At 69.4% G+C, this 17,486-nt stretch carries 13 protein-coding genes and 1 pseudogene; 9 read left to right on the forward strand and 5 right to left on the reverse strand.

The genetic code is table 11. The annotated features are described in order from the left end of the window. The first annotated feature begins 634 nt into the window (after positions 1–634). Positions 635–4,276, forward strand: a complete 3,642-nt coding sequence (locus tag ABD810_RS13440; RefSeq protein WP_344938556.1) for a CARDB domain-containing protein — start codon at positions 635–637, stop codon at positions 4,274–4,276. Between the two features lie 138 nt (positions 4,277–4,414). Here the strand turns inward: ABD810_RS13440 and ABD810_RS13445 are convergent, their stop codons facing one another. Together ABD810_RS13445 and ABD810_RS13450 are read right to left on the reverse strand one after the other, a co-directional pair. Beyond that, a complete protein-coding gene (locus ABD810_RS13445) occupies positions 4,415–4,771 on the reverse strand; it encodes a YchJ family protein (protein ID WP_344939036.1) in 357 nt (118 codons plus the stop codon). A gap of 72 nt (positions 4,772–4,843) precedes the next feature. Then, entirely contained in the window at positions 4,844–5,038 is a 195-nt protein-coding gene (locus tag ABD810_RS13450; RefSeq protein WP_344938557.1) for a hypothetical protein, read from the reverse strand. A gap of 264 nt (positions 5,039–5,302) precedes the next feature. Between ABD810_RS13450 and ABD810_RS13455 the strand changes: the two genes are divergently transcribed. Then, positions 5,303–6,826: a M28 family peptidase gene (locus ABD810_RS13455; RefSeq protein WP_344938559.1), complete on the forward strand. Its 1,524-nt coding sequence runs from the start codon at positions 5,303–5,305 to the stop codon at positions 6,824–6,826. Positions 6,827–7,071: 245 nt separating this feature from the next. Beyond that, a complete protein-coding gene (locus ABD810_RS13460) occupies positions 7,072–8,472 on the forward strand; it encodes a cytochrome P450 family protein (protein WP_344938560.1) in 1,401 nt (466 codons plus the stop codon). A gap of 89 nt (positions 8,473–8,561) precedes the next feature. On the opposite strand, the gene ABD810_RS13465 is transcribed toward ABD810_RS13460, so the two are convergent. Continuing rightward, entirely contained in the window at positions 8,562–10,940 is a 2,379-nt protein-coding gene (locus tag ABD810_RS13465) for an FHA domain-containing protein (protein ID WP_344938562.1), read from the reverse strand. A 129-nt stretch (positions 10,941–11,069) separates the two neighbouring features. Here ABD810_RS13465 and ABD810_RS13470 point away from each other — a divergent pair, with 129 nt between their 5' ends. The 3 genes from ABD810_RS13470 (at position 11,070) to ABD810_RS13480 (ending at position 14,837) form a co-directional block, all read left to right on the forward strand. After that, complete coding sequence (locus ABD810_RS13470) at positions 11,070–11,774, forward strand: ThuA domain-containing protein (protein WP_344938564.1); 705 nt, start codon at positions 11,070–11,072, stop codon at positions 11,772–11,774. After that, positions 11,771–12,850, forward strand: coding sequence for a Gfo/Idh/MocA family protein (locus ABD810_RS13475; protein ID WP_344938566.1), 1,080 nt, complete (start codon positions 11,771–11,773; stop codon positions 12,848–12,850). The genes ABD810_RS13470 and ABD810_RS13475 overlap by 4 nt, the downstream gene beginning before the upstream one ends. Before the next feature lie 220 nt (positions 12,851–13,070). After that, entirely contained in the window at positions 13,071–14,837 is a 1,767-nt protein-coding gene (locus ABD810_RS13480) for an ABC transporter ATP-binding protein (RefSeq protein ID WP_344938568.1), read from the forward strand. Between the two features lie 49 nt (positions 14,838–14,886). Here ABD810_RS13480 and ABD810_RS13485 read toward each other — a convergent pair whose 3' ends face one another. After that, entirely contained in the window at positions 14,887–15,090 is a 204-nt protein-coding gene (locus tag ABD810_RS13485; protein ID WP_344938570.1) for a hypothetical protein, read from the reverse strand. A 124-nt stretch (positions 15,091–15,214) separates the two neighbouring features. On the opposite strand from ABD810_RS13485, the gene ABD810_RS13490 reads away from it, so the two are divergent. The 3 genes and pseudogenes from ABD810_RS13490 to ABD810_RS41015 all read left to right on the forward strand — a co-directional run. Beyond that, positions 15,215–15,538: a YciI family protein gene (locus ABD810_RS13490; RefSeq protein ID WP_344938572.1), complete on the forward strand. Its 324-nt coding sequence runs from the start codon at positions 15,215–15,217 to the stop codon at positions 15,536–15,538. After that, the gene (locus ABD810_RS13495; protein ID WP_344938574.1) at positions 15,535–16,767 is read left to right on the forward strand and encodes an RNA polymerase sigma factor; all 1,233 of its coding nucleotides are present in this window, start codon (positions 15,535–15,537) and stop codon (positions 16,765–16,767) included. Before ABD810_RS13490 ends, ABD810_RS13495 begins: the two co-directional genes overlap by 4 nt. A 22-nt stretch (positions 16,768–16,789) precedes the next feature. Then, a pseudogene (locus tag ABD810_RS41015) lies at positions 16,790–16,921 on the forward strand (aromatic-ring hydroxylase C-terminal domain-containing protein); the annotation flags it as partial. A gap of 215 nt (positions 16,922–17,136) precedes the next feature. Here ABD810_RS41015 and ABD810_RS13500 read toward each other — a convergent pair. After that, the gene (locus ABD810_RS13500) at positions 17,137–17,433 is read right to left on the reverse strand and encodes a hypothetical protein (protein WP_344938576.1); all 297 of its coding nucleotides are present in this window, start codon (positions 17,431–17,433) and stop codon (positions 17,137–17,139) included. Positions 17,434–17,486: the final 53 nt, after the last annotated feature.

Here is a 17,486-nt window from a genome sequence, read left to right on the forward strand (position 1 = left end):
CGGTCTCCAATGCGCCAGGCAGGCGCTCGACTTCGCTATTCGAAGTGAGATGAGCGCCGCCTGGCGCGGAACCGCTCGACGGGCCGGCGGCCCAGGCCCCGTTCATCCGTCTCCGGGTGTCAGGCGAGGAGACGTCTCTACGTGTCAGAAGGAGCGGCGGTAGTAGTCGCTCCAGTCGAAGTCGCCGGAGTGGTCGCGGCCGAGCGTGCATTACGCCACATACCGCCACGGGCGGTAGGGGTTCGCGGGGGCATTCGGGCGCTCAACGTCCCCCTCGCCCCCACGACCCGCGGCCCCCGGTTACGGGCCCCCGGCGTGGGTGGGCGCCGGGCATCGCGTCATCCGCCGAGGTCGCGATGCCCCACGCGGCACGGCCGTCCCGGCCCCTTCTCACTCCTGACGGCGGCCGGTTGAGAAAGCTGCTTCCCGGCCGTTGACGTGACCGTAGCCTGTATGTAACATTCAGCCAATACTACGCAAGATTATTGCAATTCTCTGTTCATTTTTTCGCTATTCCTCGCAACTCTCCAGGGCTGCACTGCGTCCGTGCACCTGCCCCCCATCCGTGTGCGGTGGAGGCGCATGCCTTCACGCTCCGACCCTGTCGTGCCTGACGAGAGATGGAAGAACGCGAATGAGAAAGCTGCACGGACCGTTACGGCTGGTGGCGGCCATGGTCGCCGCCGGTCTGCTCGTCGTGGGGTCGGTCGTCCCGGCCGCCGCCGCGGGCGGACCCAACCTGTCGCCGGGAAAGGCGACCCAAGCCAGCAGTTCCACGGGCGGACAACCGGTGTCGGCCATCAACGACGGCGACCAGGCCACCTACTGGGAGAGCACGAACAACGTCTTCCCGCAGTGGGCGCGGATCGACCTCGGCGCCGCCACGAGCGTCGACCAGATCATCCTGAAGCTGCCCCCGCCGGCCGTCTGGCAGACCCGCACCCAGACGCTGTCGATCCAGGGCAGCGCCGACGGCTCCGGCTTCAGCACGGTCGTGGCCTCGGCGAACTACACGTTCAACCCGGCGACCGGCAACACGGTCACCATCAACTTCGGCGCCGCGACCCACAGGTACTGGCGCGTCAACATCACCGCCAACACCGGCTGGCCCGCCGCGCAGATCTCCGAGTTCGAGATCTACGGCGCCGCGTCGGGCGGCGACACCGAGAAGCCGTCGGCCCCCGGCAACCTGGCCTTCACCCAGCCGGCCACCGGCCAGGTCCGGCTGACCTGGTCCGCCTCGACCGACAACGTGGGCGTCACCGGTTACGACATCTACGCCAACAACCAGCTTCGGGGCAGCGTCGGCACCGTGCTGGCCTACACCGACAGCCAGCCCGCGTCGGCGACCGTGACGTACTTCGTGCGGGCCAAGGACGCGGCGGGCAACCAGTCGGCCAACAGCAACTCCGTGACCCGCACCGGCACCGGTGACCCCGGCTCGAACCTGGCGCTCGGCAAGGAGATCGCCGAGTCCGGCCACGTGCACTCGTTCGTCGCCGCCAACGCGAACGACAACAACCTGGCCACCTACTGGGAGGCCAACTCCGGCGCGTTCCCGAACACGCTGACCGTCAAGCTCGGCTCCAACGCCAGCGTGAGCGCGGTCGTGGTGAAACTCAACCCCGACGCCTCGTGGGGCACCCGCACGCAGAACATCCAGGTGCTGGGCCGCGAGCAGAGCGCCACCACCTACCAGAACCTGGTGTCGGCGGCCAACTACACCTTCAACCCGGCCTCCGGCGGCAACTCGGTGAGGATCGACCTCTCCGCGACCGTCGCCGACGTCCAGCTCAAGTTCGCGAGCAACAGCGGCGCGCCCGGCGGGCAGGCCGCCGAGTTCCAGGTCATCGGCGTCCCCGCGCCGAACCCCGACCTCACCGTCACGAACCTCTCGTGGACCCCCGCCTCCCCGACCGAGGCGAGCGCGATCACGCTCTCGGCCACGGTCAGGAACTCGGGCACCGCGGCCTCCCCGGCGGACAGCGTCAACCTCTACCTCGGCGGCACGCTGGCCGGCACCGTCGCAATCCCCGCCCTGCCCGTCAACGGCACCGCCACGGTGACCCACAACATCGGCACCCGCGGCGAGGGAAGCCACACGGTCAGCGCCAGGGTCGACGCGGACAACACGGTCTTCGAGCAGAACGAGGCCAACAACACCTTCACCGCGTCGTCGCCGCTGGTGGTCGCGCAGGCTCCCGGCCCCGACCTACAGGTCATCGGGATCAGTTCCAACCCGCCCAACCCGGCCGTGGGAGCGGCGGTCACGTTCAACGTGGCGGTGAAGAACCGCGGGACCGCCGCGACGGGCGCCACCACGGTCACTCGCGTGGCGGTGGGCGGCACCACGCTCAACACCAACACCCCGTCGATCGCGGCCGGCGCGACGGCCAACGTGGCCATGAGCGGCAGCTGGACCGCCACCAGCGGCGGGGCCACCATCACCGCCACGGCCGACGCCACCGGCGCCGTCACCGAGACCAACGAGACCAACAACACGTTCTCGCAGGCGATCGTGGTCGGCCGCGGGGCGGCGGTTCCGTGGGTCTCCTACGAGGCCGAAACCGCCACCTACCAGGGCACCCTGCTGTCGGCCGACCCGCTGCGCACCTTCGGGCACACCAACTTCGCCACCGAATCCTCGGGGCGCCAGTCGGTGCGGCTGAACAACACGGGCCAGTTCGTCGAATTCACCTCGACCCACGCCTCCAACTCCATCGTGGTGCGCAATTCCATCCCCGACGCCCCCGGTGGCGGTGGCATCGAGGCCAGCATCAGCCTGTACATCAACGGGACCTTCTCCAGGAAGCTGACCCTCTCGTCACACCACAGCTGGCTGTACGGGAACACCGACGGCCCCGAGGCCCTGACGAACACCCCCCAGGCCGACGCCCGGCGGTTGTTCGACGAGGCCCACGCGCTGCTGTCGACGACCTACCCGGCCGGCACCAAGTTCAGGTTGCAGCGCGACGCGACCGACACGGCGTCCTTCTACATCATCGACTTCATCGACCTTGAGCAGGTGGCACCCGCGGCGAGCCAGCCGGCCGGTTGCACCTCGATCACCAGCTACGGTGCGGTGCCCAACGACGGAGGCGACGACACCGCCGCCATCCAGCGGGCGGTGACCGACGACCAGAACGGTGTGATCAGCTGCGTGTGGATCCCGCCGGGCCAGTGGCGGCAGGAGCAGAAGATCCTCACCGACGACCCGCTGAACCGGGGTCAGTGGAACCAGGTGGGCATCAGCAACGTCACGATCCGTGGCGCCGGCATGTGGCACTCCCAGTTCTACACGCTGACCGAGCCGCACCTGGTGGTGGGCGGCATCAACCACCCGCACGAGGGCAACTTCGGCTTCGACATCGACGACAACGTCCAGATCTCCGATATCGCCATCTTCGGCTCGGGCACCATCCGGGGCGGACCCGGTGGCGCCGAAGGCGGCGTGGGCCTGAACGGGCGGTTCGGCCGGAACACCAAGATCTCCAACGTGTGGATCGAGCACGCCAACGTGGGCGTCTGGGTCGGGCGTGACTACGACAACATCCCGGCGCTGTGGGGCCCGGGAGACGGGCTGGAGTTCACCGGCATGCGCGTCCGCGACACCTATGCCGACGGCATCAACTTCACCAACGGCACGCGGAACTCGCGGGTGTTCAACTCCTCCTTCCGCACCAACGGCGACGACTCCCTGGCGGTCTGGGCCAGCAAGTACGTGAAGGACACCTCGGTCGACGTCGGGCACGACAACAGCTTCGTCAACAACACCATCCAGTTGCCCTGGCGGGCCAACGGCATCGCGATCTACGGCGGCTACGGCAACAAGATCCAGAACAACCTCATCTACGACACCATGAACTACCCCGGCATCATGCTGGCGACCGACCACGACCCCTTGCCCTTCTCGGGTCAGACACTGATCGCCAACAACGGGCTCTACCGCACCGGTGGCGCGTTCTGGAACGAGGACCAGGAGTTCGGAGCCATCACGCTGTTCCCGGCGAGCCAGGACATCCCCGGAGTCACCATCCGGGACACCGATATCTACGATTCGACCTACGACGGCATCCAGTTCAAGAACGGCGGCGGCAACATGCCGGGCGTCGCGATCACCAACGTGAGGATCGACAAGTCCAACAACGGCGCCGGCATCCTGGCGATGAGCGGGGCCCGAGGCAGCGCGACGCTGACCAACGTGACCATCACCAACTCGGCCACCGGCGACATCGTGCGGCAGCCGGGGACGACCTTCGTGATCAACGGAGGTTAGCCCCTCCGCCGAACCCCCTGGGTGAAGGGGGTCCGGCGCCTTGAGAAGACGACCGGCCATGTGGCGCGCTCCCGCCGGACCCTCACGGGAGCACGCTCATGGCCGGTCGCACCGCTCCGAAGGGTTTCGAGCGTCCGGTCAGGTCGTGTCGGCGGCGTCGAGGTAGACCCAGGCGCCCTCGTGCCGCGTGAACCGGCTCCGCTCGCGCAGCTCGCCGGGCTTCCCTCGGTAGGTGTAGCGGGCGCGGAAGCTGACGGTGCCGTTGGTGTGGAGTGGGCTTCCCTCGGAGACGTCTTCGATCTCCAGGGCGGTCCACCGCATGCCCCGCTCGAACTCGACGCGCGCCGGCCGGGTGGTGGGGTGCCAGGTTCGCAGCAGGTAGGCCTCGTCCTCCACCGCGAACGCGGCGAAGCGCGAGCGCATGAGCGCCTCCGCCGTCGGCGCGGCCCGCCCGGCATGGAACCGGCCGCAGCACTCGCCGTAGGCGGCGGGCAGACCACAGGGACAGGGATCTCCGGCGCGCGGCGACGGGCGACCAGGGCGGGAGGTGCGGCTCACCCCGCGAGGTTATCCGGTCCGCGACTCCCCCAGTGCCTCGATCAGTTCGCGCTCGCGCTCCCGCGCAGTGGCATGAGAGGCGTAGACGTCGCCCGAGGAGACGCAGGCCCAGCGCCGCGCCCGGCCGCCCAACGCAGGAGGGCTCGCGATGGCGGGTGTCATGGCCGGCTCGATCACGTCCAACTCCAGGTGGGGACGCATCATGTCCTGGGCTCATCGAGTGCATGGGGTAGATGGGCCAGATCGTATGTAGGCGAACCGCTTTTATGCGGTTATGTTCCATCACAGGACGAGTCGGGGGACTCACGCGTCCCGTCGGATCCTGATGGAGGCCCCCGGTACAACTCCGCTCCCGTGGGTGACCCGGCTTTCCCCTGTCGGTGATGTCCCCCCGTCCAGCCGGCGACGCCCCCACCCCGGACGTGCTCCGGCGAACCCACCTAGCCCTCCCACCCCCAGAGGACTGGCATGAAATCACGGCTGTTCCTGATCATCTCCACGCTGGCGCTCGCCCTGGCGGCGTCCGTGCCGGGCGCGGTGGCGCAACCCGCCGCCGCGCTGCTCGCACCGCCGGACATCTCCCTGACCAACGTCAAGGCGCATCTGAGCCAGCTGCAGAGCATCGCCACCGGTAACGGCGGCAACCGGGCACACGGGCGTCCGGGCTACCTCGCCTCGGCCAACTACGTCCGCGGCCTGCTGGACGGCGCCGGGTTCACCACCACCCTGCAGTCGTTCACCTACAACGGAGCCACCGGCTACAACGTCATCGCCGACTGGCCGGGCGGCGACCCCAACGACATCCTGATGGTCGGCGCGCACCTCGACAGCGTGGCGGCGGGGCCGGGGATCAACGACAACGGCTCGGGCAGCGCCTCGATCCTGGAGACCGCGCTCACCGTCTCGCGGCTCGGGCTCGCTCCGGCCAAGCATCTGCGCTTCGCCTGGTGGGGCGCCGAGGAGCTGGGCCTGCGCGGGTCGACGTACTACGTCTCGAACCTCGCCGCCACCGAGCGTACGAGGATCAAGGCCTATCTGAACTTCGACATGGTCGGCTCGCCCAACCCCGGCTACTTCCTCTACGACGGCGACAACTCCGACGGCGTCGGCTCGGGTCCCGGCCCGGCCGGTTCGGCCGAGCTGGAGCGGGTCCTGCAGGACTACTTCTCCTCGATCGGCGTCCCGACCCGGGGCACCGACTTCGACGGGCGCTCCGACTACGGGCCGTTCATCTCGCGCGGCATCCCGGCGGGCGGCACGTTCACCGGCGCGGAGGGCGTCAAGACCAGTGCCCAGGCCTCGCTGTGGGGCGGGACGGCGGGGCAGGCCTTCGACCCCTGCTACCACCGCTCCTGCGACACGACCGCCAACATCAACGACACCGCGCTGAACCGCAACGCCGACGCCATCGCCTACTCGGTGTGGACCATCGCCGCCGGCGGCACCACCCCGCCACCCTCCGTGGTCTGGTCGGACGACTTCGAGACCGCCAAGGGGTGGACAGTCGACCCCGGCGGCACCGACACCGCGACCACCGGCCGGTGGGAGCGCGGCGACCCCGAGGCCACGACCTCCAGCGGCACCAAGCAGCTCGGCACCACGACCAGCGGCGCCAACGATCTGGTCACCGGACGGCTCGCGGGCGCCGCCGCGGGTGACTACGACCTGGACGGCGGCACGACCACCATCCAGTCCCCGTCGATCACGCTCCCTTCGGCCGGACCCCTCAGGCTCTCCCTCTCGTGGTATCTGGCCCACGGCAGCAACTCCTCCAGCGCCGACTACCTCCGCGTGAGGATCGTCGGCAGCACGACCAGCACCGTCCTGCAGCAGCTCGGCGCCGCCGCCAACCGCGACGGTTCCTGGAGTACGGCCACGGCCGACATCTCCGCCTTCGCCGGGCAGAGCGTCCGCGTCGTCGTCGAGGCCGCGGACGCCTCGACGGCCAGTCTCGTCGAGGCGGGGGTCGACGACGTGAAGATCACCGGCTAGCGACCGGTGACGGGACGCCCCTGCACTCGCGCCGGGGCGTCCCGTCCAGGCGGATCGCCGTCGACGGCGCAGGGAGAACATGAGCGGCCGGACGTAACGTTCTCGGCGTGACGACGAATGAACAGCGATAGGCGTAGAGCCTCGGGCCGCTGACATCCTCGGCCGGAGGTTACGATGGCCTCCCTTACCTGGGCGTTCGCATCGTCCCGGAAGGGCTCGGGAACCAGAAAGGCAGGCCGCCCCCCTTGATCCCCGATAGATGGCCCTCGCCCGCTGTGGACTACCTGTCGTCGTTGCCGCTGGAACCCCTGCTCACCGGGGAGTACGACTCCAGTCCCACCCTCGTGCACGAACGCCTGCGCGCCAAGTACGGCCCGGTGGCCCCGATCGAACTCCTCGGCGTGCCGGCCTGGTTCGTGCTCGGGTACGACGAGGTGCTGCTCGTCATGCAGAACGTGCGTGATGTCTGGAGCAAGCGCGTGGACAACTGGCGGGCGTACGCCGAAGGACGCGTCCCGCCGGACTGGCCGTTGCTCCCCCTCCTGCAGGCCGACAACATGGGTTTCCACGACGGGGAGAAGCACCACGTGCTGCGCACCGCGTGGAACGCGGCGCTGCGGCCATTCCAGGACCCCGCCGACAAGCGGGCCCAGACGCTGAAACGCGCCATGGAGAGGTACTGCGACGACCTCATCGGCGTGATGACGGAAGGCACGTCCACCGGGTGGGCGGACCTGTCCACGCAGTATGGGCGGCCGCTGCCGTTGATGGTGGCCAACCGCCTCCTCGGCGTCACCCTCTCCCGTGGCGACGACATGATGATGGACCAGTGGCGCCTGCTGGACGGCCCGGACTCCGCCGGGGCGTACCAGCGGCTGTACGTGGCCCTGCTGGAGCTGGCGACGGCCAAACGGCACCAGCGCGGCGACGACCTGCCCTCCTACATGTTCGCCGCCAACCCCGACCTCAGCAACGAAGAGCTGGCCCGCGAGCTGTTCATGCTGCCCGGCTTCCTCGACTTCACCGGCAGCATGATCTGCAACGTCATCGCCGAGGTGCTCACCAACCCGCAGCTGCGGGCCGCCCTGCCGGTCGGCGCGATCGAGGAGACGGTGAACCGCGTCGCCCTGCTCAACCCCGCTCTGGCCAACCTGAGCTTCCGCTACGCCAGGACCGATGTGAAGCTGGGGCGCTTCACGATCGCGGCCGGCGATCCGGTGATGCTGTCCATAGCGGGTGCGCACACCGATCCGCGGTTCGCCGCCGCGCTCACTCCGGACACCATTCGCAGCACCCGTGCCCACCTCGCATGGGGGGCGGGCCCGCACGGCTGCCCGAGCCGGCGGCTGGCCACCCAGATGGCCACGATCGCCGTGCGCCGGCTGCAGGACTCGTTCTCCACGCTGCAGCTGGCGCTTCCACCCGACCAGCTACCGTGGCGTCCTTCACCGTTCGTGCGCGCGCTGCGATCCCTGCCCGTGCATTACGAGCTCGACGCGAGCTTCGTCCCCTCGCCCGGTCCCCGATCGAGGATCCCCGGAGAGCCCCCGGCATCGCCGTCCACCGCGGCCGGGGACGGCAGCGGCTCCCAGCCCTCCCGTTCGGGCTTCTGGGCGTTCCTGCGGAAGCTGCGCCGCAGGGAATGACCACCGGATGTCACCTGGGCGCGAGCCGCCCGGCCGCCCTCGGGTGACGTTTCACGCCTCGAATCTGTGAGCCGGCCGGTGTCGCCTGGTCACTTGCGGCGCATCACCGCGGGCTCATAGCGGCGCAGCATGCGGCCCACCAGGAAGGCGCAGACGACCGCGAGGACGGCCAGGGCGCTCATGTCCAGCGACCAGATGCCGAGGTCCTGGCTCCACAACGGGTCCGGCGGATCCTGGATGTGCGGGATGAGCTGCCCCACGTCGAGGGTGCCGGCCAGCGCGGCCAGTGCCCAGCGGGCCGGGACGAGCCAGGAGATCTGGTCCATGACCGGCTTGCCGTCCAGGTGGACGAGCGCCCCGCAGAAGACGAGCTGGATCAGCGTTACGAGCACGAGCAGCGGCATGGTCATCTCGCTGGTCTTGACGAGCGCGGAGATGAGCAGGCCGACGGTCATCGCGGTGAACGACAACAGTGCGACGGCGAGCGAGAGCTCGGTCATCGGCGCGGTGAAGACCCCCTTGTCGTAGGTCTGGACATTCAGCATCGCCACGTAGGTCAGCACGACGCCCTGGGCCACGGTGATCACGCCGAGCACGAGCAGCTTGGAACAGAGGTAGGCCGATCTGGAGAGACCGACCGCCCGTTCTCGTTGGTAGATGGCGCGTTCCTTGACCAGTTCGCGCACCGCGTTCGCGCTGCCGGTGAGGCAGCCGCCGATGCACAGGATCAGCAGCAGGTTCGCCGCGTTGCCGTTGCTGTTCGGGGGTCCCTTCAGGTCGCCGGTCGGGACGACACGGGCCATCAGGCCCATGATGATGGGCAGGGCGATGGTGAGCCCGAGGAACAGCCGGTCCGCCACGATGCCACGGCAGTAGCGGCGTACCAGAGTGCTGAGCTGCTCCGGCCAGCTCTGCTGTCTCTGCGGGGCCTCCCGTTGTACGGGGGGTCCCATCGTGGCCGGCTGGACCAGGTCGGCCGCGATGTACTTCTGGTACTGCGAGGACCGCGCGTACTCGCCGGCCCAGTCCCTGGACGGGTCGTCGAACGCCAGGAACACGTCCGCCCAGTCGGTGAAGCCGAGGAACGGCAGCGCCTCATCGGGCGGGCCGAAGTAGGCGATCTTCCCGCCCGGCGCCATCACCAGGAGCCGGTCGCAGATACCCAGGTTGGCGACGCTGTGAGTGACCACGGCGACCGTACGGCCATCGTCGGACAGGCCCCGCAGCATCTGCATCACCGACTTGTCCAGCCCCGGGTCGAGGCCGGACGTCGGCTCGTCGAGGAACAGCAAGGACGGCTTGGTCAGCAACTCGAGGGCGACGCTGACGCGCTTTCGCTGGCCGCCGGACAGCGAAGAGATGCGGTTGTCCTTGCGGTTCTCGAGCCCGAGCTGCCGGAGCACCTCGTCGACGCGCTCCTTCCGCTCGTGCTGCCGCGTGTCGTCGGGGAAGCGCAGCTCCGCGGCGTAGATGAGGGCCCGGCGCACGGTCAACTGGCTGTGCAGGATGTCGTCCTGCGGCACGAGCCCGATCCGCGAGCGCAGCTCGGCGTAGTCGCGGTACAGGTCTCGCCCGTCGTAGGACACCACGCCCAGGTCGGCGGGGCGCAGCCCGGTGAGCGCGCGCAGCAAGGTGGACTTGCCCGAGCCGCTGGGGCCGATGATGGCCAGCAGGCATTTCTCGCCGACCGGGAACGTCACGTGGTCCAGCAGCACCTTGCCCCGCCCGACGGTGACGGTGAGGTCGTGCGCCTGGAGGCAGACCTCACCGGTGTCGGCGTACTCCGTGAGCGTGTCGCCCACGAGCCGGAACGTCGACGGCCCGATGCCGATGAGGTCGTTCGGGGAGATGCGGGCCCGCTCCACGCGCCGGCCGTTGACGTAGGTGCCGATGCGGCTGCCCACGTCGACGATCTCATGAACGCCGTGGACGATGCGGAGCTCGGCGTGCAGCCGGGACACCCTCAGATCGGTGACGACCATGTCGTTCTCGGGCGCCCGGCCGATGCGCACGACCTGCTCGTCGCCGAGGCTCCTGATGGCGGCCGGCTCACGCCACTGCCCCCTGCGCCGGAAGGCGACCGTAGGCATCTCGGGTGCCATCTCGGGTGCCATCTCGGGTGCGCCGTCTCCGTGCACGGGAGGTGCCTCCACACGCGCCGCGGGCGGCTGGTGCGGGACCGCGCGGAAGCTGATGAGCCCGCCCTCGGTCGCGTGGCCGAGGCCGATCTCGGTACCCGGGCCGACGACCACCCGCTGGACGCGGCGGCCCCGGTCGTACGTGCCGTTCCGGCTGCCTGCGTCCTCAAGGACCCACTGGCCGCCCTCGAAACGCAGCACGGCATGCGTACGCGAGACGCGATCGGCGCTGACGACGACATCCGACTTCGGGTCGCGGCCCAGCCGGTACGAACGGTTCGGATCAAGGGTCACAGATGTGCCATGGCCTTCGACAACAAGCTGCGTCACGAGACCGCCTTTCGGATGGGGGGATCGTCGGTCCTCGAACAGCTGACCGTACAGAAGGATCGCGTCTAGTGGCCACGAGCCTGAAATGTGACGATTGGAGTCGTTTGCCGTTGAGTGATAGGTGAAAGCATGACAGGCGATCACGACCGTAGAGCTCTGGTGATGCGGGGCGGGTGGGAAGGGCACGCCCCGGTGGCGGCCACCGACCTCTTCGTCCCCTTCCTCGAGAAGAACGGGTTCGAGGTGCACCGGGCGGACTCCCCCGCGCTGTACGCGGACTCCGCGTACATGTCCAGTGTCGACCTCATCGTGCAGTGCTACACCATGGGCACGATCGAGCCGGACGAACTGCGCGGGCTGGAGGCCGCGATCCGAGCGGGTACGGGACTGGCCGGCTGGCACGGCGGCATCGCCGATTCCTTCCGTAACTCCTCCGACTACCTGCACCTCATCGGCGGGCAGTTCGCCTGCCATCCCGGCAAGGACCCGGCCGAGCGGGACGGCTCGCAGGCCGACAACTTCATCCCGTACACCGTCACCATGCTGCCCGAGGCCGGCACCCATCCCATCACCGCGGGCATCGCGGACTTCGACCTGGTCACCGAGCAGTACTGGGTGCTGACCGACGACTACATCGACGTGCTGGCCACCACGACGCAGAAGGTCCGCCCATGGGACCCCTGGCACAGGGAGGTCACCTCGCCGGCGATCTGGACCCGCAGGTGGGGCAGCGGAAAGATCTTCGTCACCACCCCGGGGCACAGCCTCGACGTCCTGCGTCACGACAGCGTGCACACCATCATCGAGAGGGGAATGTTGTGGGCCACCCGGTGAACGTCGGCGTTGTCGGGTGCGGGTTCATTTTCACCCAGTACTGCCAGAGCATCGAACGGCTGCCGGAGCTGCGGCTCACCGCCGTGGCCGATCTGGACCTCGAACGGGCGAGGGAGGCGGTGCGGCCGTATGCGGGTGTCGACGTGCTGAGCGTGGCGGAGCTCATGGCCGATCCGCGCATTGACGTCGTGCTGAACCTGACCATCCCCGCCGCGCACGCCGAGATCGCGTTGCAGGCCATCGCGGCCGGCAAGGACATCTATTGCGAGAAGCCCCTTGCCGCGACCGCCACCGACGCCGCGCGGGTGCTCCGCGCGGCCGCCGACGCCGGGGTGCGGGTGGGCTGCGCGCCGGACACGGTGCTGGGCACCGGTACGCAGACCGCGCGCAAGGCGATCGACGACGGCCTGATCGGCCGGCCGGTCGCGGCGACCGCGACCATGATGACGCCCGGCCACGAAAGCTGGCACCCGCATCCCGACTTCTACTACGCCCCCGGCGGCGGCCCGCTCCTGGACATGGGCCCGTACTACATCACCAGCCTGGTCACCCTGCTCGGGCCGGTGACGACGGTCATCGGCGCCGCCGGCCGCACGCGGGCCAAGCGGACCATCGGCTCGGGCCCCCGCCGCGGCGAGGAGATCCCGGTCCTTGTCGACACCCACGTCACGGGCGTGCTGACACACGCCTCGGGGGCGCTGTCCACGCTGGTGATGAGCTTCGAGGGAGCGGCCACCAGCGCGCCCAACATCGAAGTGCACGGCGAACGAGGCTCGCTCGTCGTCCCCGATCCGAACCACTTCGACGGCCCCGTCCTCCTGGCGAGGGTGGGCGAGGAGGGCTGGCGGACCCTTCCCGCCACGGCCGGCTACGTCGAGGCCGGACGCGGAGTGGGCCTGGCGGACCTCGCCACGACCCCGGCGGGCCAGGAGTCCCGCGCGGGCGGGGCGCTGGGCTACCACGTGCTCGACGTCATGGAGTCACTACTGTCCTCGGCGCACTCCGGGACGGCGGTGACCATCGCAAGCACATGTGAACGCCCCCGGCCCGTGGCGCTGCCGCCGGCCGAGCGATGAGCCACATGCCATGAGCGCCTAGACGCACCCCGGGAGCGTTGTGACCCGGTCACTCGCTCCCGGGCAGTGCTCTCCCGGTCGCCGTCCGGGCGAAAACCGTTCGCTCCAGCCGCCCACCCCGCGCCACCATGGCCATAGCGGCGGGTATTCAGAGGGGCGGATGGCTGTGCTCGGATCACTTGGTATCCCAGGAGACGAACCGGCCACACGAAGATCGGCCGTGCTGCTGGCGCTGCGGTACTACAGCGAGGAGCTGCTGCATCAGCGGCGGATCGCGGTGCCCGCGCTGATCCTGCCGGCGTTGGGCAACATCTGCCTGTTCTATCTGGCGCCGCTGGCGGTGGGCGGGATCGTGGGGCGCCTGTCCGATGGCGGGAACGGCACCATCGACGTGCTGATCCCGTACGTGCTCGGCTTCGGTGCGCTGCTGCTCACGGGCGAGGTGCTGTGGCGGCTGGCCCTGCACTTCGTGAACCGTACGGAGGCCCGGGGCATCGAGCGGCTCGGTGCCATGGGCATGGAGAGGTTGCTGGCCAAGGACGCCGCGTTCTTCCACGACAACTTCGCCGGTTCGCTGACCAAGCGGGTGCTGAGTTTCTCCAGCGGGTTCGAGGGTTTCACGGACACGCTCACGTTCTCGATCATCGCCAAGGTGGTGCCACTGGCGTTCGCCTCTGTGGTGCTGTGGCGGTACCACCCGCTCCTGGTCTTCGTCCTCGTGGGCCTCATCATCGTCACCGGCTTCCTCGTCGCCCCGCTTATTCGCCGCCGCCAGCGGCTGGTGGACCAGCGGGAGGCCGCCAAGGTACGGGTCGCCGGGCACGTCGCCGACGTGCTGTCCAACATGGATACGGTCCGCGCGTTCGCCGCCGAGGACCGCGAGGAGGCCGAGCACCGAGCCAGGCTCGCCGAGCAGCGCAGGCTGACCATCCGTTCGTGGGACTACAGCAACCTCCGGGTTGACACCGTCGTCGCACCGCTGTCGGTCCTCACCAGCACCGCCGGCCTGCTCCTCGCCGTCGTCCTGCGCGGTGGCCTGGGCGTGGAGGCGATCGTGGTGACGTTCACCTACTACGCGAACACGATCAACCTCATGTTCGAGTTCAACCAGATCTACCGTCGCATGGAGAGCGTGCTCACCGAGTCCGCCCAGTTCACCCAGCTCCTGCTCACACCGCCGGGCGTGAGCGACCCCGACAGTCCGCAACCCCTGCGTCCCGCCGACGCCGGCGTCCGGTTCGAGCGGGTGGCGTTCGCGCACGCCGGCAATCCGCTCCTGTTCGACGGCCTGGACCTCGACATTCCCACCGGCACCAAGGTCGGCCTGGTCGGCCGGTCCGGTGGTGGCAAGACCAGCCTCACTCGGCTGCTGCTCCGTCTGATGGACGTCCACGGCGGCCGGATACTGATCGGCGGCCAGGACATCAGCCGGATCCGCCAAGCCGACCTGCGCAGCCTGATCGCGTACGTCCCCCAGGACCCCTCCATGTTCCACCGGTCGCTGCACGACAACATCGCCTTCGCCCGGCCGGGCGCTTCCGAAGCCGAGATCTACCAGGCCGCGCAGGCGGCGCACGTCACAGAGTTCGCCGAGGCCCTGCCGGACGGCTTCGACACGCTGGTCGGAGAGCGCGGCGTCAAACTCTCCGGCGGCCAGCGGCAGCGCGTCGCCCTCGCCCGCGCCATCCTGCGCGACGCGCCGATCCTCTTACTGGACGAGGCCACGAGCGCGCTGGACTCCGAAAGCGAGATCCTCGTCCAGGAAGCCCTGTGGCACCTGATGCGCGACCGCACCGCCATCGTGGTCGCGCACCGGCTGAGCACCGTCGTCCGCATGGACCGCCTGGTCGTCCTCGACCAGGGCCGCATCGTGGAACAGGGCGACCACCGCGAACTTCTCCAGGCGCAAGGGCCCTACGCCCGCCTGTGGCATCACCAATCAGGCGGCTTCCTGGTCGAAGAGGACAACTCGGCCGTCCACCACTGACGCACGCGAGTGTCTCCGCATGCGGGACGGCGCGTCCCTGCGCGGGCGCTCATCGAGGGGGTCTGGTGATGGATCGGTCGCCGTAGAGGACGCCGCGGCCGTAGCCGCTGAAGTACACCCGGCCATAGACGGCCGGGTCGCCGGTGAGCGTTTCGGGAGCGCCGCCGAACTGGTGCCGGTCGTCGTTGACGCGTACCCAGCTCGCGCCTGCGTCGTCGGGTCGCCGGGACGTTCGCCGGCAGGTGGTGGACATGTACACGATCTTGGGTGACGCGAAAAGAAATCCGGGGGCGGCGTCGGATCAGGGCAGGAGTGTTCGTAGTAGGGGTGAGCGGCCGCCCACGAGGGGCGCCCCGCAACATAGGAGATGATCCAAGATGCAGTACATGGTTTCCGTGATCTTTGACAGGGCCGGCTTGGCCACCCCGGACGAGGAGGCTGCGATCGACGTGTTCAACGACCGGCTCGTGGCCGAAGGCCACTGGGTCTTCGCCGGCGGTCTCGGGGCGCCCACCACGGCCACTGTGATCGACAACCGGGGTGGGGAGGCGCTGTTCACCGACGGGCCCTTCCTGGAGTCGAAGGAGTTCCTCGGCGGCTTCTGGATCATCGAGGCCGCGGACCTCGACGTGGCGCTCAAGCTCGCCGCCGAGGGGTCGAAGGCCTGCAATCGGAAGGTCGAGGTGCGGCCGTTCCTGTGAACGGGATCGACGTCCGGGATGTGATCACCCAGGCCCACCACGAGGAGTGGGCGCGGGTGGTCGCCTTTCTGACCAGGCGTTTCGGTGATCTCGACATCGCCGAGGAGGCGGCGGCCGAGGCATTCGCGACCGCCGTCCAGCGGTGGCCGGCCGACGGCGTACCCCCCAACCCCGCCGCCTGGCTGACCACCACCGCCAACCGCAAGGCCATCGACCGGGTCCGGCGCGAGAACAAGCGCGACGACAAGCACAGGGAGGCGCAGCTGTTGTACGACGACGACCCGCCCGAGCCTCTCGGCGCGATCGACGACGAGCGGCTCCGGCTGATCTTCACCTGCTGTCACCCGGCGCTGTCGATGGAGGCCCGCGTGGCGCTGACGCTGCGCATGGTCGCCGGTCTGAGCATGCCCGAGATCGCCCGTGCCTTCCTGGTGCAGGAGACCGCCATGGGCCAGCGGATCACCCGCGCGAAGGCCAAGATCAAAGCGGCGCGCATCCCCTATCGCGTGCCGCCCGAGCAGGATCTCCCGGACCGCGTGTCCGGCGTGCTGGCCGTCCTCTACCTCGTCTTCAACGAGGGCTACCTGGCGACCGGCCCCGACACCGATCCCGTACGCCACGACCTGACCGCCGAGGCGATCCGGCTCACCCGCTTGATCCGTGCCCTCATGCCACAGGACGGTGAGGTGGCCGGGCTGCTGGCGCTGATGCTCCTCACCGAGGCCCGCCGCACCGCCCGGGTTTCGGTCAGCGGCGAACTGGTCACCCTGGACGAGCAGGACCGTGGGGCCTGGGACGCGGCGCTGATCGCCGAGGGCCACCGGCTGGTACGCGAGCGCCTGGCCTCCGGGGCGGCCCCGGGCCGGTACCAGATCCTCGCGGCGATCAACGCCGTGCACACCTCAGCCCGCGACGCACGCGACACCGACTGGTCGCAGGTCGTCGCCCTCTACGACCAGCTCGTCCGCCTCGCCCCCTCGCCGATCGTCGCGCTCAACCGGGCCATCGCGGTCGCCGAACTCGACGGCCCGGAGGTGGCGCTGGCAGCCGTCGACCGTCTTGAGGACAAGTTGGCCGGCTACCACGCCTACCACGCGACCCGCGCCGAACTGCTGCGCCGGCTGGGCCGCAGCCACAAGTCACGCGCGGCGTACGACAGAGCCATCGAGCTTGCGGGCAACACGGCCGAGACCGCCTACCTGACCCGCCGCCGCGACCAACTGGGGTAGCGGCACTACGTCGTCAGCTGCACCAGGATGCTTTCGTCGGCGAGAGAACCACGCGCGAACCCTGCTCATCCGGCCCGACGGATCCATCGCCTCAGCCCTCCAAGGACAGATCGACGACCTGCGGTCATCACTGACCCGCTGGTTCGGGCCCTGAACACCCCCGGCTCGGCCAGCGGGTGCGTTCACGGAGGAGGTGTGGTCCTGATGCTTCGCTGAGCGCAAGTGTCGCTGAGAAGTAGCAGCGTTCGAGGGCCTGCGGTGGGAGCATTGATGCGCTTCGCGGGGATGAGGTGGGCTCCACCCGCAGGCTCACCTCGTCGAGCGCGCGCACGCCCCCGGCGTAGGCCTTGCTCACGCGGTCGAAGCCGATCACGACGGCACCCCCACCAGGGTGCCCTCGGCCACGCCGCTGACCTCGACCAGCCCGTCGGCGAACAGGCCGAGCCGTACGGGGACGTAGCGGCCGCCGATCTGGACGCCGTAACCGCCGCCTGACAGGGCCACCAGCGCGGTGACGGGCACGGCCAGCACGTTCTCGGCGGTGGCGGCGACCAGGTCGACGACCACCGGTGCCTGGTCGAGCCGGCCGAGCGCCTTCTGGTCCCTGACGGTCACCGTGACGTCGATCGTCGCGGGCTGTCCCTCCTCGGCGGCGGCTGTGGCCACCGACCCGATCGCGGTGACGCGCCCATTGACGGTGCGCCCGTCGGGCAGGGTGA

It is taken from the genome of Sphaerisporangium flaviroseum, from assembly GCF_039537005.1.
Lineage (GTDB): Bacteria > Actinomycetota > Actinomycetes > Streptosporangiales > Streptosporangiaceae > Sphaerisporangium > Sphaerisporangium flaviroseum.